The 26,080-nt window shown below is 27.2% G+C and carries 22 protein-coding genes; 14 read left to right on the forward strand and 8 right to left on the reverse strand.

Annotated elements, in window-relative coordinates; all coding sequences use genetic code 11:
- Nucleotides 1–5: 5 nt before the first annotated feature.
- From artD to gatD, 7 genes are all read right to left on the reverse strand, one after another.
- Nucleotides 6–422: an archaeosortase D gene (artD, locus tag KMP69_RS06180; protein ID WP_250543587.1), complete on the reverse strand. Its 417-nt coding sequence runs from the start codon at nt 420–422 to the stop codon at nt 6–8.
- A gap of 25 nt (nt 423–447) precedes the next feature.
- A complete protein-coding gene (locus tag KMP69_RS06185) occupies nt 448–672 on the reverse strand; it encodes a class III signal peptide domain-containing protein, archaeosortase D/PIP-CTERM system-associated (protein WP_214399587.1) in 225 nt (74 codons plus the stop codon).
- Complete coding sequence (locus tag KMP69_RS06190) at nt 669–3,722, reverse strand: PKD domain-containing protein (protein ID WP_214399588.1); 3,054 nt, start codon at nt 3,720–3,722, stop codon at nt 669–671. Before KMP69_RS06190 ends, KMP69_RS06185 begins: the two co-directional genes overlap by 4 nt.
- 23 nt (nt 3,723–3,745) lie before the next feature.
- Nucleotides 3,746–4,192: a hypothetical protein gene (locus KMP69_RS06195; RefSeq protein ID WP_214399589.1), complete on the reverse strand. Its 447-nt coding sequence runs from the start codon at nt 4,190–4,192 to the stop codon at nt 3,746–3,748.
- Nucleotides 4,193–4,224: 32 nt separating this feature from the next.
- Nucleotides 4,225–6,024, reverse strand: coding sequence for a class III signal peptide-containing protein (locus KMP69_RS06200; protein WP_214399590.1), 1,800 nt, complete (start codon nt 6,022–6,024; stop codon nt 4,225–4,227).
- 164 nt (nt 6,025–6,188) lie between these two features.
- Nucleotides 6,189–8,084, reverse strand: a complete 1,896-nt coding sequence (gene gatE / locus KMP69_RS06205; protein WP_214399591.1) for a Glu-tRNA(Gln) amidotransferase subunit GatE — start codon at nt 8,082–8,084, stop codon at nt 6,189–6,191.
- Nucleotides 8,085–8,116: 32 nt separating this feature from the next.
- Nucleotides 8,117–9,370: a Glu-tRNA(Gln) amidotransferase subunit GatD gene (gatD, locus tag KMP69_RS06210; protein ID WP_214399592.1), complete on the reverse strand. Its 1,254-nt coding sequence runs from the start codon at nt 9,368–9,370 to the stop codon at nt 8,117–8,119.
- A 314-nt stretch (nt 9,371–9,684) separates the two neighbouring features.
- On the opposite strand from gatD, the gene KMP69_RS06215 reads away from it, so the two are divergent.
- Genes KMP69_RS06215 through KMP69_RS06245 form a run of 7 tightly spaced genes read left to right on the forward strand, consistent with a single transcriptional unit; the run spans nt 9,685 to nt 15,662 of the window.
- On the forward strand, nt 9,685–10,818 hold the full coding sequence (locus tag KMP69_RS06215; protein ID WP_214399593.1) for a radical SAM protein: 1,134 nt from the start codon (nt 9,685–9,687) through the stop codon (nt 10,816–10,818).
- A 20-nt stretch (nt 10,819–10,838) separates the two neighbouring features.
- The gene (gene cbiD / locus KMP69_RS06220) at nt 10,839–11,942 is read left to right on the forward strand and encodes a cobalt-precorrin-5B (C(1))-methyltransferase CbiD (protein WP_214399594.1); all 1,104 of its coding nucleotides are present in this window, start codon (nt 10,839–10,841) and stop codon (nt 11,940–11,942) included.
- 11 nt (nt 11,943–11,953) lie between these two features.
- Complete coding sequence (gene thiL / locus KMP69_RS06225; RefSeq protein ID WP_214399595.1) at nt 11,954–12,913, forward strand: thiamine-phosphate kinase; 960 nt, start codon at nt 11,954–11,956, stop codon at nt 12,911–12,913.
- On the forward strand, nt 12,885–13,430 hold the full coding sequence (artE, locus tag KMP69_RS06230) for an archaeosortase family protein ArtE (RefSeq protein ID WP_214399596.1): 546 nt from the start codon (nt 12,885–12,887) through the stop codon (nt 13,428–13,430). The genes thiL and artE overlap by 29 nt, the downstream gene beginning before the upstream one ends.
- Nucleotides 13,390–14,190, forward strand: a complete 801-nt coding sequence (locus tag KMP69_RS06235; RefSeq protein ID WP_214399597.1) for an NOL1/NOP2/sun family putative RNA methylase — start codon at nt 13,390–13,392, stop codon at nt 14,188–14,190. Before artE ends, KMP69_RS06235 begins: the two co-directional genes overlap by 41 nt.
- A gap of 29 nt (nt 14,191–14,219) precedes the next feature.
- Nucleotides 14,220–15,242 (forward strand): RNA 3'-terminal phosphate cyclase, encoded by a 1,023-nt coding sequence (rtcA, locus tag KMP69_RS06240; protein ID WP_394357594.1) that lies wholly within the window; start codon nt 14,220–14,222, stop codon nt 15,240–15,242.
- Entirely contained in the window at nt 15,243–15,662 is a 420-nt protein-coding gene (locus KMP69_RS06245) for an archease (RefSeq protein WP_214399598.1), read from the forward strand. It abuts the gene before it with no gap.
- A gap of 320 nt (nt 15,663–15,982) precedes the next feature.
- Here the strand turns inward: KMP69_RS06245 and ilvE are convergent, their stop codons facing one another.
- Nucleotides 15,983–16,849, reverse strand: a complete 867-nt coding sequence (gene ilvE / locus KMP69_RS06250) for a branched-chain-amino-acid transaminase (RefSeq protein WP_214399599.1) — start codon at nt 16,847–16,849, stop codon at nt 15,983–15,985.
- A gap of 150 nt (nt 16,850–16,999) precedes the next feature.
- Between ilvE and csx2 the strand changes: the two genes are divergently transcribed.
- From csx2 to csm5, 7 genes are read left to right on the forward strand one after another with little or no spacing between them, the layout of a single operon-like run.
- Nucleotides 17,000–18,919, forward strand: coding sequence for a TIGR02221 family CRISPR-associated protein (csx2, locus tag KMP69_RS06255; protein ID WP_214399600.1), 1,920 nt, complete (start codon nt 17,000–17,002; stop codon nt 18,917–18,919).
- 5 nt (nt 18,920–18,924) lie between these two features.
- Nucleotides 18,925–19,308 (forward strand): CRISPR-associated protein Csx20, encoded by a 384-nt coding sequence (csx20, locus tag KMP69_RS06260; RefSeq protein ID WP_214399601.1) that lies wholly within the window; start codon nt 18,925–18,927, stop codon nt 19,306–19,308.
- Nucleotides 19,309–19,346: 38 nt separating this feature from the next.
- Nucleotides 19,347–22,079, forward strand: a complete 2,733-nt coding sequence (cas10, locus tag KMP69_RS06265) for a type III-A CRISPR-associated protein Cas10/Csm1 (protein ID WP_214399602.1) — start codon at nt 19,347–19,349, stop codon at nt 22,077–22,079.
- Nucleotides 22,072–22,875 (forward strand): type III-A CRISPR-associated protein Csm2, encoded by an 804-nt coding sequence (csm2, locus tag KMP69_RS06270; protein WP_250543588.1) that lies wholly within the window; start codon nt 22,072–22,074, stop codon nt 22,873–22,875. Before cas10 ends, csm2 begins: the two co-directional genes overlap by 8 nt.
- A 12-nt stretch (nt 22,876–22,887) precedes the next feature.
- Nucleotides 22,888–23,757 carry a type III-A CRISPR-associated RAMP protein Csm3 gene (csm3, locus tag KMP69_RS06275; RefSeq protein WP_214399603.1) on the forward strand — a complete coding sequence of 290 codons (870 nt, stop codon included), beginning with the start codon at nt 22,888–22,890 and terminating at the stop codon, nt 23,755–23,757.
- 53 nt (nt 23,758–23,810) lie between these two features.
- Nucleotides 23,811–24,926 carry a type III-A CRISPR-associated RAMP protein Csm4 gene (gene csm4 / locus KMP69_RS06280; protein WP_250543589.1) on the forward strand — a complete coding sequence of 372 codons (1,116 nt, stop codon included), beginning with the start codon at nt 23,811–23,813 and terminating at the stop codon, nt 24,924–24,926.
- Nucleotides 24,910–26,079, forward strand: a complete 1,170-nt coding sequence (gene csm5 / locus KMP69_RS06285) for a type III-A CRISPR-associated RAMP protein Csm5 (RefSeq protein ID WP_214399604.1) — start codon at nt 24,910–24,912, stop codon at nt 26,077–26,079. Before csm4 ends, csm5 begins: the two co-directional genes overlap by 17 nt.
- Nucleotide 26,080: the final 1 nt, after the last annotated feature.

Raw genomic sequence — 26,080 nt, forward strand, 5'->3', positions numbered from 1 at the left:
AATATTTATTTTACTATTCCAATTTTTAATAATATTTTAACCCATATAAAATTTAAAAGTAACGCCACTGGGAAGATTATAAAACTCAATATATTATGCACAAAATTATAATCTGAAATATATGAATTTTTTAAAATAAGGATTATCCTCAATATATTTGCAATATTTATAACAAAAATTCCAAAAATTGAATATAGAAATTTATATTTGATGGATACTTTTGGAGTAGCAAGAACATAACCTAAAAATAAAGACATCTCCAAAGAGCAAGTGCAGGCAGATATTATAGTATAAGCATCTCCGTTGTATATAATAACATTATCAAAATATTGCGTTTTTAGTAGATTTCCAATAATATATGCTAAAATTTTAGATATCTCATATTCAAAAGGTTTTATAAAGAAATATATTAAAGGAAACAAAATCAAAAAATTAATTAAATATTTTTTATTTTCCATTTGTTGAAACCTCTTTAACTTTATCTACCTGACTTAAAACTTTATTACTTGCTCCAATTGTCGATTTTACACTTGTAGTTTTAGCAGTTGTTGAAGATTGTGATATAGATTTTAAATAATAGAATCCTGCAATAGATACTGCCGCTACAATTGCGGCAAGTAGTAAAGCAAACTCTAAGGATATTTGCCCTCTATTAGATATTATTTTTTTCATTTTAATCTCCTCATTATGTAGTTTATACTAAGTAAGGTTGTTATAAAGATAATTATTTCAATTGGTAGGGGTATTGGAATGCTCTTTCCAGTTCCTTTATTTACTGAAATTATTCTAACTGTAGAGCCATTAAGATTTTCATCATCAACTACGGTTAATTTAACAGTATATACTCCAGATTTGTTATAGATGTGGGTAATTATAGGATTGGTAGTAGTATTAGTATCGCCATCTCCAAAGTCCCAAATATATTTTACAATGACTCCATCAATATCATAGGATGAAGAGGCATCAAAGGTTACATTTAAGCCATTTACTGTAAAAGTAAATCTTGCAACAGGAGGATAATGCCCGTTACCTATTACAAATATTCTTTTTGATATTGTATCCTTTACTCCATAACTATTAGTAACAGTTAGTGTTACTTCATAGATTCCTCCCTTTATATATTTATGTATTGGATTCTGTTTATTTGATGTAGTTCCATCTCCAAAATCCCAATACCATTTAACTATATTACCTGGAGTAGATGTAGAGTTATCTATGAAGTATATTGTTTGATTAATATGAATAATATTAGGAATCCATGTAAAGTTAGCTTTAATGTAAAATACATTTACAGGTTTTGTAATAGAACTTGATGAATTTAGATTATCATAAACTGTAAGTGTTACATTGTATGTTCCTGGGTTAGTATAGATATGAGTAATTTTTGAAGAATTTGTTTCATTGATATTTCCATCTCCAAAATTCCAAACATATTTTACTATTTTTCCTTCTGGGTCGTAAGATAATGATGCATCAAAAGTTATAGTTTGATTAACCTTAGGGAGATTTGGATAGTAAGTAAATTCAGATACTGGAGGTTTATTTATAATGCTAAATTTAACACTTACTGAATCTGTCTTGCCCATTCCGTCCCAAACTGTTAATACTGCTGTGTAGTTTCCAGTTTCATTAAATTTGTGAGATACTATTTTTAATTCATTTGATGTATAATTCCACACTACATTTCCAGATGAGTTATATACTGTTAAATTAAATCCATATATTTTTGCCATGGGAGAATTTGGTGGTATAGTATATTCACTTATTTTGTTTCCATTATAATCATACTCAGGAATATTTCTATTTGCATCTGGATCATAACTATTTATTGAGTTAAAAAATACAGTTGTATTATAACTTGCAGGATTTGGATAGACGTATAATCTAGCTATAGGATCTCTATCATCAATAATATATACAGTTTTTCCGTTTTCAACACTACGCACTTTCATATCTATATGATATACACCTTCTGATGTATAGGTATGAGTAAATGTATACGGAGAATAGTGAGGTAGTATCCATTGATAGTTTCCATCTCTAAAATATACTACATGCCAAAATCTTGTATAATATGCAGGTTCAACTATAGTAATATTTATTGGATAATTCGTAGGAGCAATTGTAGGAGAAACATAAATTTGTGGGTATGAAGAATAGCCACCAACACCAATTGGTGGAGGAATTCCTACTTCAATGTTTCCATATTCATCAACAATAAATACATGAGGATAGTAAATTCCTGATTTACTATATCTATGAGTAGGTGATGTTTTAAACGAAATAGTCCCATCTCCAAAACTCCACATAATAAATATTGGTTTAAATACTGGATTGCAGTGAAATTGAACATTTTGATTTACTCCAACTTCTACTGGATTAGCTGTAGCAGTTATATCAATATAGTATCCATCTTTTATTTTCATATTTTGTTTAGGGGTAGGATTATCAGAATAGTAGTATAGATTAACTATATGTGCAGATGTATTATAAGTATATGAATATGTTGAGGGGTTATATGTTGATGATGGGTAAAAATTATATCTTGTATTTCCTACATCACCAACTACTATGAAGTTTAATGTATCTGATTTCCACCAACTACCTGCACCATAACTCATCCAGAAGAATGGCCACATAAATGGGAATTTGTATACATGATATGAGGGTGTAAATAAATATTTATATGTATAGTCAGTTTCTGTACCATCTCCAAAGTCCCATTTCCAGTAATACCCCCACGCCCCTGACATTTCAAATCTTATAGTATCATTTTCTTTATATGTCAATTTATATGGGTCAGTATATGCATTACCTCTATTGTCATTATCATCTCCTGAACTATTATATACATAAGTATATGCCTCTCCATTATAATGACTAGGACCCATAACCCAGTATATATATCCACCTCTTGGCTTATTTACTTTAATTCCTTCATCTAAATACCCAACTAAAACCCTTCTATAGTCATCTACTAATAAAACTCTTGGATAGTAAATTCCAGGTTTTGTATAAGTATGTGTAGGAGATTTTTCAAAGGAAAATGTTCCATCTCCAAAACTCCACATAATAAATATAATATTTCTACTTATAGAGTAGTTGAATTTAACACTATCTCCTGCAACAATTTCATCCCTACTAACATTTACAGTAACTGGGGTAAGATCCACACTTAAACCATAAAATTCATAATTTTTAGGAGTTTCTGAGTAATATTTTATTATAACAGTATTGTTTGAACTGTTGTAAATTACATTCCACTGTTGTTTTGAGTTTGATGAACTACCATTAAAAATATACTTAGTATTTCTTACATCTCCAACAACGAGCCAATTGTAAGTTAAAGCCTTAGAATAACCAGTATTGTTTAAATATCCACACCATGCAACTGGATATGGAAATGGAAAACTATACTTATGTGTGACAATATTGTTACTATTGTTGTAATCAGTTTCTGTTAAATCTCCAAAATCCCATTTTACTAATCCATTATTTAATATATCCTCTGTAACAGAATCTGGAGCTAAGGCTGTAAATGTTATAGTATCATTAACTTTATATGCAATAATGTTTTTATTATAGTTATTTGTATAACCACTACTGTTTGTTATATTCATTGTTCCATTATGAATTAGTATTATATATCCATTAGACATTGAGACATTTAAACCTAAAAATAATAAAAATGCTATAAAAATTAATAAACGATTTACTTTCATACTCTCACCAGAATAAAAACAATTTAACTAAAACTAATATTTACATTTAATTTTTTAGAAACATTTAATATTTTCCCATCAACATTGGCACTTATAACTATGTTATTCCCTACATTTATAGGAGATTGTGTAAATCCACTTAATATAACGCCATTTTTATTAGGCGTAATTAAGATATATGTATCTCCAATAACATTTATAGTTTTATCTTTTATAGTTAAATTGTATCTTAATGTCCCAATAGGCTTTAATTTAATACTGATACTTACATTATTTGTATATGCTAAAATTGCATAGTTTTCAAGGGTATCGGCTATATCATATAATCTATTTACTATTAAGGCATCAGTAGTGCTATCCGTATAACTAAGTTCAGTATTATATATGAATAATGAAACAATGAGTAGAGAAAATATTGCCATAATAAGGTCAATAGATATTTGCCCTCTTTTTTTGATTAGTTTTATCATACTAAATCCCCAAATAATAAAGATAAAATTAGTTAAATATTATGTATTCCGGAGTTATCCATTATAGCATGTTTGTAATATTTACCTTCAATATATGATTCTATTATTTCTATTTGACTATGTTTGCCCCATTTATTCACAGAGATTTTATCAATTCTTGAATTTTTAATAAATAACTTATTATTATTTTTTGATTTATATTCATTAATTGTAATTTCTTTTACTATTGAATTATTTATAAGCCCATTATTGTTATATTTATTAATGTAAATTTTGTCTACACTACTATTATCTATTGTTAGATAATTATATTTATTACATTTGTAGGTATTGTCAATGATAATCTCTTTTATTGTTGTGTTTTTAATTAATCCCATTTTATAAGAATAACTACCCATTTTAAGTGATGAAATACTTGAACTATCAATTACTATTTTATTATTTTTCATTGTATTAGCAGAGATAGTATCTATTATTGAATTATGTATATACACATTTGCATAAATCGTACCTGCTTCAATATTATTAATTTTTGAATTAATAATATCCATATTATATTTTATATTATGTTTAATTTTTATATTTTCAACAGTTGAATCTATGAACTTGAAATTGTTATAAATATTATTTGCTTCTATATTACCACTAACATTAGTATTCTTAAATGTCATTTTAGCATTTATATTATTTTTAATTTTTATATTCTCAACTAATGAGTTACTAAACTCAACAAGCCCTTTAAAAGATCCACCAGTTTCAATATTATTAATTTTCGAGTTAATAATTTTCATATTTTCTGATTTTATATTTCCATCAGTTTTTATATTCTCTATATCTGAATTATTAAATATCATAAATTTATTGTTAATGCCTTTTTTTGCTTCGATATTATTAATTTTTGAATTGACTAATTTTATGTCTCCTTTAATGTATCTATTTGTTTTTATATTCCCAACTGATGAATTTATAAATTCATAATTACCATAAATGTCTCTTGCTTCAATATTACCTTCTATTTTAGAATTAATAACTTCCATATTACATTTTATATCTTTATCAACCTTAATATTGTCTATCTCTGTTTTATATAGTTCTATATTAATGTAAGTGCCATATGACTTTTCAATACTATATGCATAAAAATCATCAATATATGAATTAATAAATAATAATTTCTTCGTTTTTATACCCTCTTTTCCGGTTACTTCAAAGTTTCCAATGTATGAAGAAGATATATTTAGCAATCTACCTTCTAATGTATCAGCGGATATCTTATCAACTTTAGGAACATTAATATATGTCTCACCTGCATTATGGTCATCCATTTTTAAATATAATGAAGAAATCTCATATATATTACCAAATAACAATTCACCTCCTTTATTGATAGTAATATTACCACCAACTGTTCCATTTGCGTTATATTTTACAATCTCCTTATTATTTATTTTTTTATTAATTTCTCCAGAAACCCAATTCCCTCCGCTTATATAGTTTTTTGTTAGTAATGCATAACCTTTTACATGTAAAAATAAATCGTCAATTCTACCAGGAATATTAATGTTAGTATCAGTTTCATTATTATTTGTATTATTATTAGTAGTTGTATTATTGGTAGTGTTGTTTATGTGTGTAGTAGTAGCTGATAAGTTAAAATTAACATTTAATGTAGTATTACTTGGAGTAAACGAAACTATTGTTAATTTTTTAATATTTTCTACATCTTTACTATTAAAGTTTATACCACCAATTTGAGTGGCAATAATAGCTCCCCCAATAACAACAGCCAAAATAAGCATAAGAAATTCAAGAGTTAGTTGTCCTCTTTTCATACTATTCACCACAGTAATATAGTAAAGTTTATATAGTTTAACATTCTCTAATATTATTTTGTTATGTAGAGGGCTATATATAATTTCCGTATATAATTTTTTATAAATAAAATATAAAAGAAATTAATAATATCAAATTATTGGAATATATAAATTGAATTATACTATTTTAGTTTTTCTAACTTTTTCCTTAAAATGTCATTTACTAACTTTCCATCAGCCTTTCCTCTCAACTTAGCCATACATCTACCCATTAAAAACCCATAAGCTTTTTCTCCTTTTTCTTTAACAACATCTATGTGTTCTTTAATAATATCATCTATAATTTCCTCAACTTCTTCTTTTGACAATCCTTTCAATCCTTTAATCTCTAATATCTCATCTATACTTTTATCTGGATGCTCACAAAATCCTTTTAAAACTTCAATAATCCCTTCCTTAGCTATTTTTCCTTCAGATAAAGCTTTAAACGTCTCTTCAAAATGTCTATCTTCTAATTTGTCAATATTATATCCTTCTCTTCTAATCTCTTTTAATGTATTTTCTAATGTTGTAGCAATTAATGAAGGTTTAATATTTTTAAATTTGTTACATAAGTATTCAAATAAATCAACATAATAGCTTAAAACCATTTTTTTTGCTAATTCATCATTTAATTTATATTCTCTCCTAAATCTCTCAAACTTCTCTTCTGGAAGCTCTGGCAAATTATTTTTAATCTCTTCTATAAACTCTTTCTTTATAATTATTGGTGGAATATCTGTTTCTGGATACATTCTTGCGGCTCCAGGTAGAGGTCTTAGATATGCAGTATTTCCATCACTTAACGCCTTTCTTGTCTCCTCTGGAACTCCGATTAATGCCTCCTTAGCCCTCTCTATTACCGCCTCTAATGCCTTATCAACTTTACTCTCTTCATCTGCAACTATAACTATGGCATCATCTTCCTTTGCATTTAAAAATTCTCTAAGTTTTTTAACGTCTTCTTCAGTAATTCCATATTTTGGTAATTCATCAGTGTGGAATATTCCTCCTACCCCGGCTATAACTTTTGCCCTATCAGAAAACTCAGTTCCCAATCTTCTTCCTGGTTGAATCTCTCTACCAACCAAACCAGCAAATCCTTTTAATAAAACTGCCTTAACCTTTCCATTCTTTTTCTTTAAAGCATTTTGTATAATTTTTGATTTGCAATCTTTAAATATTTCTGTAACATCAAATATCCTCTCAACAACTTCTGCATTTCTTTCTCTTAGTTCATCTCTAATCTTTAATAAGTTTAGTTGTCTTATAACTTCATTCTCTACAACCTTTTCAATTAAATCTAAGTCTTGAACACCTTTAACCTCTATTCTTGCTCCATCTTTAATTGATATATTTATATCTTGCCTTATAGTTCCTAAACCTCTCTTAACCTTTCCAGTAGCTCTCAATATCTCCCCAATTCTTCTTGCCGCTTCTTTAGCCATTTTTGGGGTTTTAATGTCTGGGGCCGTAGAAATTTCTACCAATGGAATTCCCAACCTGTCTAAGTTATAGACAACTATATCATCTCTCTCTTCTATCTTTCTTGCCGCATCTTCCTCTAAACATAAGCTTGTTATCCCTACTTTTCCTTCAGATGTTTCTATATATCCATCTCTTGCTAAAAATATAGTTCTTTGAAAACCAGATGTGTTAGAGCCGTCAATAACTATCTTTCTCATTGTGTATGCAACATCAACTATATTCATATTCATCAATAAAGCCACTTCTAACGCTATCTTTAAAGCCTCTTCACTTGGTAAATGTGGGGGCTCTTCATCTAACTCAACCAAACAAGTTGTGTCATTGTAATATTGATAAATGAATTTCTTCCCTTTCCTTGCCTCTATTAAAGCCGCTCTATCAACTTCTCCCATCTCACTCAACGAAGGTCTTAAAACTCTAACAATTTCTCCATCTGGCTCATCATCTCTTAAAATTGTAGGACAGTGGCAGAATAACTTTCTCTTTGTATTTAACTGCTGATGTATTTCTAATCCAACCTTTAAACCAATTTTTTCATAATCAATATTCATTTTATCACCAAATTTGTTTTACTATAATTAAATTAATATGCATCAAACCTACTTCTATATTCAATTTCTCCAACTAAATTCTTATTAATTAATCTTTTAACTTCTTCTGGCTCATAATTTCCTAAGAGATACATTAATTTAACTAAAGCAACCTCTGGTAACATATCTTCACAACCAATAACCCCCAACTTTTGCAATTCTCTTCCATTTGAATAGACGTTCATATTTACTCTTCCATTTATTGTTTGTGTTGTCATAATAACAACTACTCCTCTATCTATCGCATACTTTATGTCTTCAAATATATACTCTGGAGCATGTCCCAAACCAGTCCCTTCTAAAACAATTCCTTTATAGCCTTTATCAACATAGAATCTAATAATATCCCCATCCATACCCGGATAGATTTTTATTAATGCCACTTTTTCCTCTAAGTTAGTGTTTATTTCTACATTTTTTGTATTTTCTGATTTTTCCACTTCTTGTAAGTAAGTAATTTCCTTTGTGAATGGATTTATTTTTGCAATAGGTATTGAATTTATAGATTTAAATGCATCTCTTCTTGAAGAATGACATTTTCTCACTTTAACTCCTTTATGTAAATAGCAGAATGTATCTCCACTCTCCCCATGCATAACAACATAAACTCCTTTAATATTTTTTGTAGCGGATAAAACAGCACTTATTAAATTTAAAGAAGCATCTGATGAAGGTCTATCACTACTCCTCTGAGCTCCAACTAAAACTATTGGAACATCCGCCTTAACCATAAATGAGAGAGCTGCAGCAGTATAACTCATAGTATCTGTTCCATGTGCTATAACAATACCATCTGCTCCATCTTTAACTTCCTTTTTTATCTCTTCGGCAATCTTTTTCCAATACTCTGGCTTCATATTTTCGCTTAGTATGTTTAAAATAGCCCTTCCTTTTATATTAGCTATATCTAAAAGTTCTGGAACTGCCCTAATTAAATCATCTGCTGTAAAAGAGGGATGGACTGCTCCAGTTTTATAATCTACCTTTGATGCAACAGTTCCACCAGTGGATAAAATAGACACTGTTTTTAAATTTTCATTCTTTTTAATATTTAAAGGAGGAAGTTCATACTTTGGCTTTTCTCCCTTGGCTATGACTTCAATATTTTTTATGTTTTCTTTCAATATTCCAACGTTATAACCGTTTTTCATCTTTATTGTTATAATGTTCTCATCTATTGAAGGTAACAAAATCCCTTCAAAAATTCCTTTATCTGTTTCTATTTTGACGATATCTCCAACCTCCATTATTTCACCATACTTAATGTGATTTTATTTTTAATAATACCTCCTACAATATATAACTTTTTAGCATTAGTAAAAGTAAAAATAAAAATTTTGATAGAAAATTAAACAAAAATTAACTAAGAAAAGTAATAACTCAATAAATTATAAAAATTGGATTATTATTTAAAAAAGAATTCAATAATTACAATTAACGATATAAAAATAAAAAGTGGCGTCAGTTCGCCCATCATTCATCACAGTTCAGCAGCTACTCCGTTCATCATCCGCCATAGTATTATTTAAATTTAAGGTATATAATTCTAATGGTGGTTTGTATGAATGTTGAGGAAATAGAGAAATACATAGAAAAAAATTACAATAAATTGCCAGAAGGTTGTAAGCAGTGTGTTAAGGGAGAGAAGTTAGTTTTATTTATCACTGGAATTTGTAATAATAATTGCTATTATTGCCCACTATCTGAAAAGAGAAAAAATAAAGATGTGATATATGCAAATGAAAGATTGATTACAACTGTTGAGGAGGCAATTGATGAGGCAAAGTTATGTAGCAGTAAAGGAGTAGGAATAACAGGAGGAGATCCTTTATTAAAAATAAATAGAACTGTAAAATTTTTAAAGGCTTTAAAAGATGAATTTAAAGAGTTCCACGCTCATCTATATACTACGCCAGAAAGTGTAAGTGAGGATAAATTAAAACTATTAAAAGATGCTGGCTTAGATGAAATAAGGTTGCATCCTACAAAGATATTTAATGAAGGATATAATGAAGAGTATGTAAAATTTTTATGCGATAAGTTGAGTTTATGTAATAAATATATTGAAGATGTTGGAGTAGAAATTCCAGGGATTCCAAATATGGAAAATGAGATTTTAAAGTTGGCTGAATCTGTTGATGGATTAGCAAAATTTATGAATATTAACGAACTTGAATTTTCTGAAGAAAACTATTATGAATTAGAAAAGAGAGGGTTTTATCCAAAGAATGATGTTAGTAACGCTATAGCAGGAAGTGAAGAAACATCTTTAAAAGTTATTAATGAATTTAAAGGAAATATGTTTATCCATTACTGTCCATCAGTTTTAAAGGATGCTATTCAAATGAAAAATAGACTTATAAATAGGGCTAAGAATGTTGCTAAACCTTATGAAGTAATAACTGACGAGGGTTTATTATTAAGAGGAATCATGATTTTTGATAATGAAGAGGATTTAAAAGAAATTGCAAATATATTGGAAGAAAATGAGATAGAGTTTGAAATTATTGACAATAAAATTTACTTAAATCCATTTATATTAGAGGATATTATAGATGAGATGAAAAGGCAAAGATATCCAATAACCTTTTCAGCCTATATTTCAGAGGTTTATCCTACATCTGACGCTCTTGAAGTGGAAAGAATTCCCTTAATAACTAAAAAGTTGAGATTTAGAAGAAGGAGAAGAAGATAAAGAAAAATAAGGGAAATAGTATGATATATGATTTTAGAAAAAAATCAAAATTTGGTTACACAACTGGCTCTTGTGCCACTGCTGGGGCTTATTCAGCATTGTATTATTTAAAATTTGGAAAAAAACTTGATTATGTTGAAATTGAAAATTTAAATGGAGATAAGTTAATCATTCCAATAAAAAAAATTGAAAAATTAGATGAGAATAGAGCGAGGGCAGTAGTTGTTAAAGACGCTGGAGAAGATATAGATATAACTAATGGCGTTGAGGTTATATCTGAAGTTGTATTAAAAAAAGGGAAAAGAGATGTTGTAATTAAAGGTGGGGAAGGAGTAGGAATAGTTACTAAGGATGGTTTGCAGGTAAAAAAAGGAGAGTATGCAATAAATCCAAAGCCAAGGGAGATGATTAAAACAAATCTATTAAAATTGCTAAATGATAATGAGATGGTTGAAGTTATAATATCAATACCAAAAGGTAAAGAGTTATCTAAAAAAACACTAAATCCAAAATTAGGAATTGTTGGTGGATTGTCAATATTAGGAACCACTGGAATAGTTAGACCTATGTCTAACGAGGCTTATATGAATTCTTTAGTTCCTCAAATAGATGTTGCCTTGGCAAATGGATTTAAAAGATTAATTTTTGTTCCTGGAAATATTGGAGTAAGATTTGCTAAACAAATATTAAAGGCAAAAGATGAGGAAATTATTGAAGTCTCAAACTTTTGGGGATTTATGCTCGATAAAGCAAAAGAGAAAGGTGTTAAGGAAATAATAATATTAGGACATGCTGGAAAAATAATTAAGTTATCTGGTGGAATTTATAATACTCACTCAAAAGTTGCTGATTGCAGAAATGAGATTTTAACTGCCTATTCCTCTTTATTTATTGATAATAAGGAGGAGTTAAAGAAAATTTTATATTCAAACACAACTGAGGAAGTTTTAAAAATTTTAGAGAAAAGAGGAGTTTTAAAAGATGTTTTTAATCTTATAGCTAAAAGAGTTGTTGAAAGAGTTAGTGAAAGATGGAATGGAATTAAATTTGGATGTATAGTTGTAGATATGAAAGGGAACATATTAGGAAGTTATCTAACTGATTTAAACAATAAAAATAAATAATAGAGGATAAAATGGACGAAATAACAATAATTGAAATAATTAAAAAAACCTTAAAGTATTCTAATAATTATATTACAAAAGGAATTGATGATGATTGTGCAGTTATAAAGATTAATGATAATCTTTATTTAGTTTTTACAACAGATATGATGATTAAAAAAACTCACATTCCTTCTATATTTAAACCCTACGAAATTGGAGGGAGAATTTTAACTGCAAATGTTTCTGATATCGCCTCTATGGGTGCTAAACCTTTAGCGTTTTTATTGTCAATATCTTTATCTGAAAAAGAGGCAAATGAAAATTTTATTAAAGAACTCTACACGGGTTTAAATGATTTCTCTAAACTGTATGACTGTCCAATAGTTGGTGGAGATACAAATAAAGGAGATGAACTAATTTTATCAGGCTCTGCAATTGGGATAACAGATAATCCAATTTACAGGAAGGGAAATGTTGGAGATTGGATATGTGTAACTAACGATTTAGGTAGGGTTTATTGTGCCTTAACCTTATACTATATGTTTAAAGATAAAAAAATTAGCAACAGTGAGTTTAAAAAACTCTGTGAGAAATATCCAAAAATTATAGAAAAATTAAGAAAACCTATCGCGAGAGTTAAAGAAGGAATTTTAATGAATAAATATATAAGTGGATGTTGCGATATTTCAGATGGTTTGGGGAAAGAAATTAAATATTTTAAAAATTTTGAGTTATATGAGGATAAAATCTATAAATTAATTCCAGAAGATGTTATTGAATTTTGTGAAGAATTTAATCTTAACCCTATAAAAGTTGTTTTAAATAGTGGAGAAGAGTTTGAACTTTTATTTACAACATCAAAATATAATAAAGTTAAAGATATTGTAAAGGATTATTCAAAAATCTACAAAATTGGTAAAATTATAGAAAAAGGACAGTTTATAGACGGAGAGCAATTTTATGGTGGTGGCTATATTCACAAGTGGTAAAGATAAAAAAGAAACAATTGTATTTTTAATAAAATTTTATATCCTATTCTTTTTTCTATTTTTTATTTTGAATTATTTTGGAGAATATATTGTTGAAGTAGTTGCCTATCTCTCATATATTTTTGTTAAACTAATAATTCCTAATGCAAAAATAATAAATAACATTATATATTTACCAAATGCAGAAGTAGAAGTAATCAAAGAATGCACTGGAAGTTTTATAACATCTGGAATATTATCTCTCATTATTTTATACTCCAAAAATATTAAAGAATTCATAATTGGGTTATTTTTCCTATTATTGGCATTTTTTGTAAATATTTTTAGAATTGTTTTAGTTTGTTATTATGTAAATCTTTATCCCAAAAATCCAATATTTTATCACGATATTGTTGGCTATATTATTATTTTATCTCTTATTCCAATATTGGTTTTAGGATATTTGAAAGTTATTGACATTATAAGAGAGGGAAACAATGCAATACATAAGGGTAAATACCTTAAAAATAAATCCTAAAATACTAAAAAAAAGATTAGAAGAAAAAAATGTTATCTTAGAAGAAACTTTCCTACATTATGCTTTTAAAGTAATAAAATCTCCATTTTCTATAGGTTGTACTCCAGAATACTTATTTGGCTATTACATTCCTCAATCTACCTCCTCAATGATTCCTCCAATTGTCTTAAATCCAGAAAAAAATAGTTTTGTATTGGATATGTGTGCCGCTCCCGGAGGGAAAACAACACATTTAGCCCAATTAATGGAAAACTCAGGAACAATAGTGGCTGTTGATATAAGTAAATCGAGAATTAAAGCATTAAAATCAAACATAAATAGAATGGGAATTTTAAATACAATTATTATAAACAAAGATATGAGAATATTCAAAGATTACTTATTGAAAAACAATATCCTTTTTGATAAAATTTTGTTGGATGCTCCATGCACTGGCAATATAGTTAAAGATAAAAATAGAAATGTTTCAAAGGAGGATATAAAATACTGTTCATTGAGACAGAAAGAACTATTGAATATAGGAATTGACTTACTAAAAGAAGGGGGAATCTTAGTTTATAGCACTTGTTCTGCTGAAGAGGAAGAGAATGAAGAAGTTATAAGATACATATTAAATAAAAGAGATGATGTAGAACTTTTACCAATTGAAAATAACTTTAAAAAAATAAATGTAATTGGAGGGGGAATAGAAGGTACTTTAAGAGTAATTCCTCCAAATGAGCCATTCTTTATCGCAAAACTTAGAAAAATTAAAAGTTAAATTTTATAAAGAATTATTAAGGTGATGCTTTGAGCGAGGATTTAATTGTTATTGATGGTAGCTATTTAGAAGGCGGAGGACAGATTGTTAGAACCTCTGTAAGTTTATCTGCATTAACGCAAAAACCAGTAAAAATAATAAACATTAGAAAAAAAAGAAAAAATAAAGGTTTATCTCATCAACATGTTGCATCTGTTAAGGCAGTAAAAAAACTTTGCAATGCAGAAGTTTATGGGCTGTATGTTGGTTCTGAAGAGTTAATTTTTATACCTTCAAAATTAGCTCCAAAAGATTTTGAGATAAATATAGGAACTGCTGGTAGTATATCTTTAGTTATACAGACATTATTACCTTTATCCTTAGGGATTGATAAAAAATTTACAGTGAAAATTAAAGGAGGAACTGATGTTAAGAAATCTCCACCAATAGACTATGTGAAAAATGTAACCTTAAAAATACTTGAAAATTTTGGAATATTAACAGAATTGAAAGTATTAAAAAGAGGATTTTATCCAGAAGGTGGAGGAGAAGTTATTTTTACAGTTAAGCCATCAAAAATTAAAAAATTTAATTTAATAGAGCATACTAAATCTGATTTGGTTGAAGGAATTAGTTATGTGCAAAATTTAGATGTGAATATAGCGAGAAGAATGAGAAAAAAAGCTGTAGAATTATTAAATAAAGAAAAACTAAATCCAAATATAAAAATAGAAACTTCAAGAGGTTTATCCACTGGAGCAGGAATTGTTTTATGGAACGACACTATTGGAAGTAGTTGTTTGGGTGAAAAAGGATTGAGGGCAGAAATTGTTGCCGAAAGATCTGTAAAAGATTTATTAAATGAAAGAAAGACGGGAATGGCTTTAGACAAATATATGGGAGATCAAATAATACCATTTTTAGGATTTGGTAGAGGAATAGTTGGAGTTTCAGAAATTACAAATCATACAAAAACTAACATTTGGGTGGTTAAGCACTTTTTAGATGTAGATTTTGAGATTAGAGAGTATAAGGAAAATAGTTGTAGTGGTTATACTATTGAGGTGATTTAGATGTTTGAATATTTTGAAACTACTGCGGATATGGGAATTATTGCTAAGGGGAAAAGTTTAGAAGATGCCTTCAAAGAAGCGGCTAAGGGACTTTTTCACATAATGGTGGATATAGACAAAGTTGATAAAAAAGAAAAAATAGAATTTGAAGTATCAGGAGAAAATTTAGAAGAACTTTTGTATAATTTTCTAAATGAGTTGATTTTTTATAGTGATGTAGAAAATTTAGTTTTTAGTGACTTTGACATAAAAATTGAAAAAGATAATAATGGATATAAATTAAAATGCATAGCATATGGAGAAAAAATAAACAAAGAAAAACATAACATAAAAGAAGAAGTAAAAGCAGTAACTTACCATAAAATGGAAGTTAAAAAAGAAGGAGATATGTGGATAATAAAATATATAGTTGATTTATAAAAAATGGCATCAGTCGGCTTGCTACTCATCACCGCTCAGACGGGGATAAACGTCATCATCTGCCATTTAGAACTGTTTAATTTTTCATAGACAAATATAGACATTAATAGATTTTCATTATCTAAAGATTTAGATATAAGTATGTATAAGAAATAAAAATTATATGCCCAGATGCGGGAGTGAAATGGAGTAGTGGGAAGATAATAAAAACCTCGACATGGGCGGAGATCAATGATATACTCTCAATGAATCCAGAAAGATATAGAGTTGATAACTTCCAAGTCCAAAGACATCCATTAATAATATATTGTTATAAAAAATTATTTAAAATTTACTTTTATTCCCCACTTTGTTCTAATCTCTTTAAATTTTTCTCTTAGTTTTTTAGTTATTTCCCCTACTTTCCTGTTGTTTATAACTCTACCATCCACTTCAAACACTGGAACTATTTCTGCGGCTGTTCCTGTAATGAAGAGTTCATCAGCAGTATATATATCATGTAAGGTTAATGGTTCTTCAACAACTTCAATTCCTTCCTCATTTGCCAATTTTATAACCACATCTCTTGTTATTCCTTTTAATATACTTGAATAGACTGGAGGAGTTTTTAAAACGCCATTTTTAACAATGAAAATGTTATCTCCTGTTCCCTCAACTACAAATCCTTTATCATCTAATAAAAATGCTTCATCAACTCCAGCATAATTTGCCTGAATCTTTGCTAACACACTATTTAAATAATTTAATGATTTAACTGCAGGATTTAAAACATCTACTGGCAGCCTTCTAACAGAAACTGTTATTGCTCTAATCCCATCTTCTCCTAATAATGGAGGCATAGGAATTGCTATACAGAAAATAGTTGGTTCTTTACACTTTCTTGGATCTAACCCTAAATCTCCAACTCCTCTTGTAACTACTAACCTTATATATGCATCTCTTAACTTATTAACTCTCAAAGTTTCTAAAACTACACTAATCATCTCTTCTTTTGTTAGAGGGATGTCAAGGCAAATAGATTTTGCAGAATCATACAATCTGTCAATATGTTCTTTTAACATAAAAACAACGCCATCATATGCCCTAATTCCTTCAAATACTCCATCTCCATACAACAAACCGTGGTCAAATACTGAAATTTTCGCATCCTTTTCATCAACAAATTTTCCGTTTAAGTATATTTTCATTAACCTCACCTTTACACATTTTATACAAATTTTGTCTTATATTTTGTTATCTCTATATAACACTATTTGTTTTATATATCTTCGCTAAAGTTTTTATTTTATATAATTTTGTCTAACACTCATAAATATTGCAAAGTTAGGTGATGATATTTGGCAAAAATATTAATAGCCCCATTGGGTGTGGGAGATACTAACGAAGATATATACAAAAGGCAATATCGAACCGCAAAATACAGATTCGAAGGGGATAATAAAGAAATAGAGAGTCCTTTTGTTTTATCAGTTTTAGTTGAAAAGTTAAAGATAGATAAAATTATAGTTGTTGGAACAAGTAAATCTATGTGGGAGGAACTCTATAAACATTATGCTCAAAAAATTGGGAAATTTAATGAAAAATATTGGAAATATATCGGAGAAAAGGTTGGAAAATCTAATTATAAAAATCATGAATTGAAAGAAGAGGATTTAAAAGAACTATGTAATGTCTTAGATGAATATTTAAAAAAGATTAATCCTAATGCAAAAGGTGGCTCTAAGTGTTTGCTTATTAAGTATGGAATAAATAAAGAAGAAATTTGGGAGAATTTCGATATTTTTATGTCTTTAACTAATGAAATAAATGATAATGATGAAATTTATTTAGATATTACTCATTCATTTAGATCTATCCCTCTATTTATGTATGTAATGTTAGAATTCCTTAGATACTTCAAAAATATTAAACTTGAAGGAATATACTATGGAATGTTAGATGTTTATAAAGAACTAAATTATGCTCCAATTGTTGATTTAAGCCCTATATTTGAAATTCTTGATTGGGTTAAAGGAATGTATGAATTTACAAAATATGGGAATAGTTATTTAATTTCTGATTTGTTGGAAGAGGAAAACAAATTATTGGCTAATAATCTTAGAAAAATCTCAATTCATATAGATGCAAACTATTTAAGGGAAGTTAGGGAAGATATAAAGGAATTAAATAAAATATTGAACAACATCAATGAAGATTTTGGAAGATTTACAAAATATATTATTCCAAAGTTAAAGGAATTTAGTGAAAGATTTAATAATGTATCTTCATACTATGAGTTTCAAAAATTAATGGCAGAGTGGAATTTTGATAATAAAAAATACAGTTCTGGATATCTATGTTTAACTGACTCTATATTTTGGATGCTATGTGAAAAATATGGATTAACTCCAACACACAAAAATAGGGACTTAATGAAAAGATTATCTTATGCCGTAGATTTATTGTTCTTTAAGGAAGTTAATGCAATTTATGAAAGGTTGAGAGATATAAGAAATACAATAGCACATGCTGATGTTGTCCATAAAGGTGTGGAATTTAATACTGAAAAAGATTTAGAAAGTATTGAAGAATTATATAAAAAGAATCCTCCAGATATAGAGGAAGTTATAGACAATTTAATAGAGAAAATTAACAATAATGAGAAAAATAGAGAATATTATTTAAATCTACTAAATAGATTGTTTAGAACTTTGCTAATTCAAAAAGTTATTAATGCATATAAACTTGAAAATAATGAAATATATTGGAATTTTGTAGAGAAGAATTTGTTATCTCCTAAATGTAAAAATAGATGTACTAATGAAAAATTAAAGGATGTTATTGAAATTTTGGAAGAACTTGATAATAACGAGAATGTAGTAGAGAAGGTTAATAAAGTGATGAATATAGTTAATAACTACAAAGATGAGGATTTCTATGATTTTAATGTCTTAGAATTTGCTTTATTAAATTATATCTCCTTCAATCTATCAAAAACATACAATGTTAGTAGTAAAGATTACTTCAAAGTATTTAAATGGCTCATATTGAATAGAAGATTATGCTCTAAAAATCAGATTATGAATTTTCTAAATAATAAATATTATAAAATTTTCAGCTATAAAAGAAATGGAAATAAAATAAATGATGAGATTCTTTCCCATGTGAAGGATATAATAAATCAATTGAATGAGGATTTATCGTCTATTAAAAAAGAGTTACCTCTTGATATGTTAAAAAAAGAATATGAAAGATTCTCAAATTCTAAAAATAGGTGATAATTTTGCCAAAGATGTTTTTATTATTTTCTCATAATCTTACTGATGACCAAATAAAAGATGCAAAGGAAAATTTAAAGGTAGATAAATTTATATATTTGCCAAAAGAATTACAAAATATTTGGAGTAATATTCCCCCAGAAGTTGAGGATATAACCGATTATCTAAAACCTATAAAAGAATTTCTAAAAAATAATGCAAATGATGGGGACTATGTATTAATACAGGGGGACTTTGGAGCAACATACAATATGGTTAGCTATGCCTTTGAGAATAATTTAATTCCTATTTATGCAACTACAAAAAGAGTGGTTAAAGAAGTTATAGAGAATGGTAAAGTGATAACAATTAGAGAATTTAAACATTGTAGATTCAGAAAATATAAATAGACCTATTAACAAATATTATTTATTATTGGGGGATTGTTATGGATAAAGATTATAAAGCGTTAATGATTGGAAGTTTATTGCACGATATTGGGAAGTTTATACAGAGGGCTAAAAATCCAAGAAGTAAATCGCATGAGGAATTTGGTTATAAATATCTGAAAAACAAATTTGAAGAAGGATTTTTAACAAATTTAGATAAGGAAACAAAGAAAAAAATCTTAAACATTGTTAAAGAACATCATAATGATAAAATAAAGAGAGGTTTAGTGGGGATTGTTAGATTAGCCGATTGGTTGAGCAGTGGTGAAAGAGAATCTCCAAAAACATATGAAGAAATATATAAAGATAAGGATATTGAAATATTAAACAGTAATAAACAAAAATTAATGTCAATATTTGAAATTCTTAGAATTAATGAAGAAGATTATATTGATGAAGCCCTTACAATTTATAATAACGAAATCACTTACAAGTATGAATGTATTCCCTTAAAAATACATGATGAAGTAATTTTTGCACGTGAATCATCTTTTCATAGTGAAGATAATACATATTATAATCTTTTAACAAGATTTAATGAGGAATTAAAGGAATTTTCAGAACCTACTTTTGAAGAACTTTACCAGTTAATACAAAAATATATGTGGTGTATTCCATCAGTAACATTATGGAAGAAAGGAAATAAAATTTTTGGAGGAATACCAGATATCTCATTATTTGACCATTTAAAAACTACTTGTGCTATTGCATGTTGCTTATATAATTTATACAAAGATGGAAAACTAACAGATGATGATATCGAAAAACTACTGAAAAATAACAAAAAACTTTGGAATAAGCCAATATTTTCATTAATTCATGGAGATATATCTGGAATACAGAATTTTATTTTTACAATCTCTTCAAAATATGCTATAAAATCATTAAAAGGTAGAAGTTTTTACTTGGATTTCTTAACTGAATATTTAGCAAAATACATTTGTAAAGAGCTAAATTTACCAATAGCTAATATACTATATTATGGAGGAGGTCATTTCTATATTTTGAGTTATCTTTTAGATGACAATAAAATTAATGAATTTGAAAAAAAGATAAATGACACATTATACAATATGTTTAAAACAAAAATCTATGTTACTATTGAAAAATATGATGTAACCCCAAATAACTTCAAAATGAAAAATGATGAAAACTTTGCAAAAATTTGGCGATATGTTGCAGATGTTACTCTTAAAAAGAAGTTTAAAAAATTTAGTTATAAAATTAGTGAAATTTTTAAGCCTTATGGCTCTGAAAAAGAGGACAAATGTAAGATATGCAATAGAGATATTGAATTAAAGAAAGAAAATGAAAATAAAGAATACTTCTATTTATATGAAGAAAATAATAAAGAAATAATTTGTAAATATTGTGCATCTTTTATAATGCTTACAGAAATTTTGAAAAAGTTTGAAATTAATAAAAAAATTGAATTCAATAAAGAATTTGAAATAAAACATCTAAAAATAAAGACGAAATTTTCTAATATTCCCGCAATTAAAGAACTAATTGATAAGTTAGGTTTAGATTTTAATGACAACAATTATTGGCTTGACACATACTATTTGCCTCATGATAGTGGAGAACTTATAATACCATATAAAATATGGAGTATTGCATTTCCATTAGAGAAAGTAGAAGAAGATGAAGACAGTAAGGAATATAAAATAAGAGATTTCGATACTTTAGCAAATTTAGCATATAAAAGAACAGGGACTAATAAAATAGCAATATTGAAGATGGATGTTGATTATCTTGGGACTATATTTACTCAGGGTTTAGGTAAAGAATCTACTGAAAATAACAAAAAAATAAAAAGTAGAGCATCTATCTCAAGAATGAGCACATTAAGTTCCATGTTAACTTTATTTTTTACAGGATACATTCCTCATTTAATAAACACTGGTAAAACTGAAACTGTAAAAATTAATGGAGAGCCTGTAAGATACAAAGATTATATATATTTAGTTTATTCTGGGGGTGATGATACCTTAATAGTTGGAAGTTGGGATGTTGTTATTGATTTAGCTAAAAGAATTAGAAAGAACTTTTCAAAATTTGTGTGCTATAATCCAGATATTACACTAAGTGCTGGAATTGTTTTAATTGATCCAAAGTTTGAATTTAAGAAGGCAGTTAATATAGCAGAGGAGGAATTAGAAACTGCAAAAGGATATAGTATTTATGAAGATGATAATATGAAGATAGATAAAAATGCTTTATCTATCTTTGAAAGTCCTATGAACTGGTATGTAGAAGTTTATTATAATAAAGAAATGTGGGAAAAATGGAAAAAATTACAAGAAATTGGAATCTTACCTAAAAGATACGAAATATTATTGAAATTTGAAAGTTTAGTTGAAAATATTAATGAGAATGAATTGGAAAAGAGGTTTGAAAATGCTCTAATTTCAAAAGATTCAAAGATTAGCAGAAGATTATTGCATATCTCTCAAAATGTGGCAGATAGATTAAATAAGGTCATTAATAAGAAAAATAATGGTGAGATTATATTAAATCTACCTTACTATTGGAGAATGCTCTACTACCTTTATAGAAACTACAAAAATAACAATAAATTAGATAAGAATGTTAAATTTATTGAAGACTATCTTAAAAGTAAGGTTATGGGGCAAATAAAGTCCCCTAAAATTAAATTCAGTTGTAATGATTTGAAAGTTGCCGCCAAAATTGTTGAACTTAAAACGAGGGAGGGTGAGAAAAATGCATAAGCAAAGACATAATAGAAAACAATCTAATACCTTAGAAGATAAATTAAAAAATAAGATTGAAAATAATACTAAAGACCCCAGAAATCGCTATTGTTTAGAATATAATGAGAAATACAGTCAGATTTTAAGTGATATTTGTAATATTATTGAGGTTCTAAAAACTCAGCCTTTAAAAGTTAATATTAAAAATAAAACTTATGATATACCTAAAAATGTCAAAAATGATATATTAGATTTAATTATTATGCAAAAAGATATAGGGAATATAGATATAAAAAAATTCCAAAACTCTTTAAAAGGAGATTTAGAAAAAAATGTAGATACTATATTTCAAGAAATAGATTATGTAATTTTTTGTAAAATTATCGACAAGTATGTAAAGGATATATTAAATCTTCAAGAATTAGCAGATAAAATATGTGAAATAATATTACTATCTGAATATCTTGCAGAAAAGCATTTTTCAGATTTACCCTCTACAAAATTTAGAGAGTTTTATGATTATGTATTAAGAATTTATGAGAATTATAAGAAAAATGATGGAGGAAAAAATATTAAATGGTTTATTGAGTTCTCATTGATAAAGCCAAAAATTGCATATTATTATGGAAAAGAAAAAAAAGATAGTAATAAAAAATTAGCGTTAAAAAAATTAGAGTATCTTATTAATAGTGTAATTGATAATATAGATAATACATCCACTCCAAAAGAGAAATTTAAGAAATTTGAAAACTTCAAGACCTTTTATGAATCTGTTGTAGCATATCATAGAATCTATGCAAAATCAGAACATTAATTGGGGGATATTATGGTTTTTGGAAATAATACAAATAATATTCCAAAGGCTTCAAAAGATTCTCAAGATAATGGGATATTATTAAAAGGTAAGGTTATATTAGAGGGTATTATTGAACTACAAACTGGAATTCATATTGGGGGTAATAAAGAGACATTAAAAATTGGAGGAACAGATAATTCAGTTATAAAAGATGCTAATGGTCTTGTGTATATTCCAGGTAGTTCTTTAAAAGGAAAAATAAGAAGTCTATTAGAAAAAGTATATGGGACTTACAAAATAGAAAATAATGAAAGAAAACCAAAAAATAATGGTGAGCCATGCGAATGCGGTCGTGTTGAATGTGTAATATGTCAGTTATTTGGTCCTCACAATTCAAACAATATTATAAAACCTCCAAGAGTCGTTGTAAGGGATGCCTATTTAGTTAAAAAAGATAACAATAAAAATGAATATGTTCCAGTTGATTTAAATGAAATTAATGATTACTTAGAAATTAAGCCAGAAAATATGATAGATAGATTAAAAGGAACTGCTAAACATCCAAGATTTACTGAAAGGGTTGTAAAAGGAAGTATGTTTAAGTTTGAGGTTGTGTTTAACATTTATGAAGAGAACGATAAAGAGTTAATAAAAAAATTTATTGAAGGATTGAAGTTGTTAGAAGATGATTATTTAGGAGGTTCTGGAAGTAGAGGATATGGTAAAATCAAATTTAGGGAGTTAAAGTTAATTAATAGACCCAAAAAATATTATGAAGGAAAAGGTAAGGAAATTATAAAGCCTAACGAATCTACAAATAATTTAGATGAATTAATCAAAATTTTAGATAAAAAAAATGATGACAATAATTTTTGGATTTATGACCAAAATGATACCTAATAAATAACAAATTGTTTTTAATTCTTTATTTTCTATAATTTTTGGTGGATACTATGGAAGTTATTGAAAACATAAAGTTGGTAGAATTAAAACCAAAAATAAATAGTAAATATCACTTTGGAGAGGGTAGTTTAGAACATAGTGGCTATATTTTCCATTCAAACAGTTTATTTTCTGCAATATTTAATAATTATGTAAAGTTATATGGAAAAAATGATAAAAATCTTGAAGAATTAAAAAATATAAAAATTTCATCTTTATTTTTAAAAATTGATGGAAATAATGAAGATATTTATTTAATCCCTAAACCAGAACATCCCTACTTTTATATTTTAAAGGAAAATATTAAAGGTATTACTCCAAAAGATGTCAAAAAAATACAGTTTTTTTCTGTAAAGGCTTATATAGATTACTTAAATGGAAAAATAAAATGGGAAGGAGAAAATTTAAAAGAAATTATAAACAATCAGACAATAAATAAAAAGATAGTAATATCAAAGGACGAAATAGACGAAATAAAAAAAGTATTTAATATAACAGAAAATTCATTAAAAGATGTAAAAATTAAGTTAATATCCTCAATTCTTGAACAAAAAGTGGCAATAGATAGAATAAAAAATATTTCATTACAAATAGATAACAGAGGACAATTATACACTGTTGAATTCATAAAACTACATAAAAATGTTGGCTATTACTTTTTAATTGATTATAATAGTGATGATGAAGAATTTATTAATAAATTAGAGGCATCTATAAGGTTAATAGCCGATGAAGGTTTGGGAGGTGAAAGAAGTTCTGGGGCAGGATTTTTTGAAAGCGTAAAGATTTCTGAATTAAATAACGATTTTAAAAATTTATTCAAAATGTCTGATAATTTAGGATATAAAACTACATTGGGAATTGCTATTCCAAATAAAAACAATTACGATAAAATTATATACTACAAATTTATGGAATTTGGAGGTTACATATACTCACCATACAGTTTTTCATATCCAAAAAAAAGAGTTTTGGCTTTAACTGAGGGTTCTATCGTTAAATCAGATTTTAAAGGTTGCGTATTAGACAATATTGCTCCTGAAAACTTTAAATGTCATAATGTTTATCTCCATGGAAAGCCAATATTAATTCCATTTAAAGGGGATTATAATGATAGTAAAGTGTAAAGTATTATCACCAGTTTTTATTGGTTGTGGGGACGAATATACTCCATTAGATTATTTTATAGAGAATGGTAAAGTGTATATTGTGGATTTCAATAAAGTTTTAGATAATATTAATGATATTAAGAAAATAAATGAAATAACCGATTATATAAAGCAAAATATTCACAATAATAGAATAGAGGTTAATGCTAAGGATATTCTAAGTAGATTGAAATTATGTCCTACTGATGATAACTATGTATCTAAGTCATTAGATTGTGAAATAAAAAATGATAGTAAAACAAGAGTTAAAAAGTTTATATCTCAAAATGGAGTTCCATATATTCCTGGAAGTTCTATTAAAGGGGCAATAAGAACTGCATATTTGTTTTATTATTATGATAAACATTTTACCAAATTACTAAAAATACTAAATCTAAATAACCATAAATCAGATTCTAAAAAAAGACATGTAAATGTGAATGATATAGAAAAAAAACTTATTAAATATGCAATATCTGATAATGCTCAGAATGACTTTTTTAAATATCTTAAAATTTCAGATTCCTTAAATTTGAATGGAACATTTAAGTTTATAAATACTCAAAGATGGTATATAAAAAAGAGACATGGAAATCCTTTTGGAGTAAAAGAAGATGTAGAAGCTTTAGTAGATGGTAATTTTGATATAGATATAAAAATTGAGGATGAATTTATAAATGAAATATCTAAAAAACTAAAACTAAAAACTTCATATAATATAAGAAATGAAACAGATAAATTTGAAATCTTAAAGGATATTTGTAATAGTTTTGCTGAATGTATTGTAGAATTTGAATTAAAAAGAAATTATCCTATATATATCGAAGACTTTTATGAAAAACTTTTAAAGGATATAAAAAATAACAACGCAATATACTTAAATTTAGGATTTGGTGGGGGCTTTTTCAGTAAAACGATATATCCCTTATTATGGAAGCACGATAAAGAAAATAAAAAATTTGATGAGATTAAAGAATTATTCATAAAGATGGCTGGTAATAATGAAAAATTAATAAAAGCATGGCAATCTGCAGAAGAATATACTGATTTTCCTACGACAAAAACAGTATATGTAAAAAATGAATCTGCAGAATTACCAATGGGTTGGATAAAAATTGAGAGGGAGGTATAAT

This window comes from Methanocaldococcus lauensis, from assembly GCF_902827225.1.
GTDB lineage: Archaea > AGJL01 > Methanococci > Methanococcales > Methanocaldococcaceae > Methanocaldococcus > Methanocaldococcus lauensis.

What these genes read in the sequence shown, in the direction of transcription:
- KMP69_RS06185 (WP_214399587.1), bottom strand. Translation starts at nt 672, where the DNA reads ATGAAAAAAATAATATCTAATAGAGGGCAAATATCCTTAGAGTTTGCT.
- KMP69_RS06190 (WP_214399588.1), bottom strand. Translation starts at nt 3,722, where the DNA reads ATGAAAGTAAATCGTTTATTAATTTTTATAGCATTTTTATTATTTTTA.
- KMP69_RS06195 (WP_214399589.1), bottom strand. Translation starts at nt 4,192, where the DNA reads ATGATAAAACTAATCAAAAAAAGAGGGCAAATATCTATTGACCTTATT.
- KMP69_RS06200 (WP_214399590.1), bottom strand. Translation starts at nt 6,024, where the DNA reads ATGAAAAGAGGACAACTAACTCTTGAATTTCTTATGCTTATTTTGGCT.
- gatE (WP_214399591.1), bottom strand. Translation starts at nt 8,084, where the DNA reads ATGAATATTGATTATGAAAAAATTGGTTTAAAGGTTGGATTAGAAATA.
- gatD (WP_214399592.1), bottom strand. Translation starts at nt 9,370, where the DNA reads ATGGAGGTTGGAGATATCGTCAAAATAGAAACAGATAAAGGAATTTTT.
- KMP69_RS06215 (WP_214399593.1), top strand. Translation starts at nt 9,685, where the DNA reads ATGAATGTTGAGGAAATAGAGAAATACATAGAAAAAAATTACAATAAA.
- cbiD (WP_214399594.1), top strand. Translation starts at nt 10,839, where the DNA reads ATGATATATGATTTTAGAAAAAAATCAAAATTTGGTTACACAACTGGC.
- thiL (WP_214399595.1), top strand. Translation starts at nt 11,954, where the DNA reads ATGGACGAAATAACAATAATTGAAATAATTAAAAAAACCTTAAAGTAT.
- artE (WP_214399596.1), top strand. Translation starts at nt 12,885, where the DNA reads ATGGTGGTGGCTATATTCACAAGTGGTAAAGATAAAAAAGAAACAATT.
- KMP69_RS06235 (WP_214399597.1), top strand. Translation starts at nt 13,390, where the DNA reads ATGCAATACATAAGGGTAAATACCTTAAAAATAAATCCTAAAATACTA.
- KMP69_RS06245 (WP_214399598.1), top strand. Translation starts at nt 15,243, where the DNA reads ATGTTTGAATATTTTGAAACTACTGCGGATATGGGAATTATTGCTAAG.
- ilvE (WP_214399599.1), bottom strand. Translation starts at nt 16,849, where the DNA reads ATGAAAATATACTTAAACGGAAAATTTGTTGATGAAAAGGATGCGAAA.
- cas10 (WP_214399602.1), top strand. Translation starts at nt 19,347, where the DNA reads ATGGATAAAGATTATAAAGCGTTAATGATTGGAAGTTTATTGCACGAT.
- csm2 (WP_250543588.1), top strand. Translation starts at nt 22,072, where the DNA reads ATGCATAAGCAAAGACATAATAGAAAACAATCTAATACCTTAGAAGAT.
- csm3 (WP_214399603.1), top strand. Translation starts at nt 22,888, where the DNA reads ATGGTTTTTGGAAATAATACAAATAATATTCCAAAGGCTTCAAAAGAT.
- csm4 (WP_250543589.1), top strand. Translation starts at nt 23,811, where the DNA reads ATGGAAGTTATTGAAAACATAAAGTTGGTAGAATTAAAACCAAAAATA.
- csm5 (WP_214399604.1), top strand. Translation starts at nt 24,910, where the DNA reads ATGATAGTAAAGTGTAAAGTATTATCACCAGTTTTTATTGGTTGTGGG.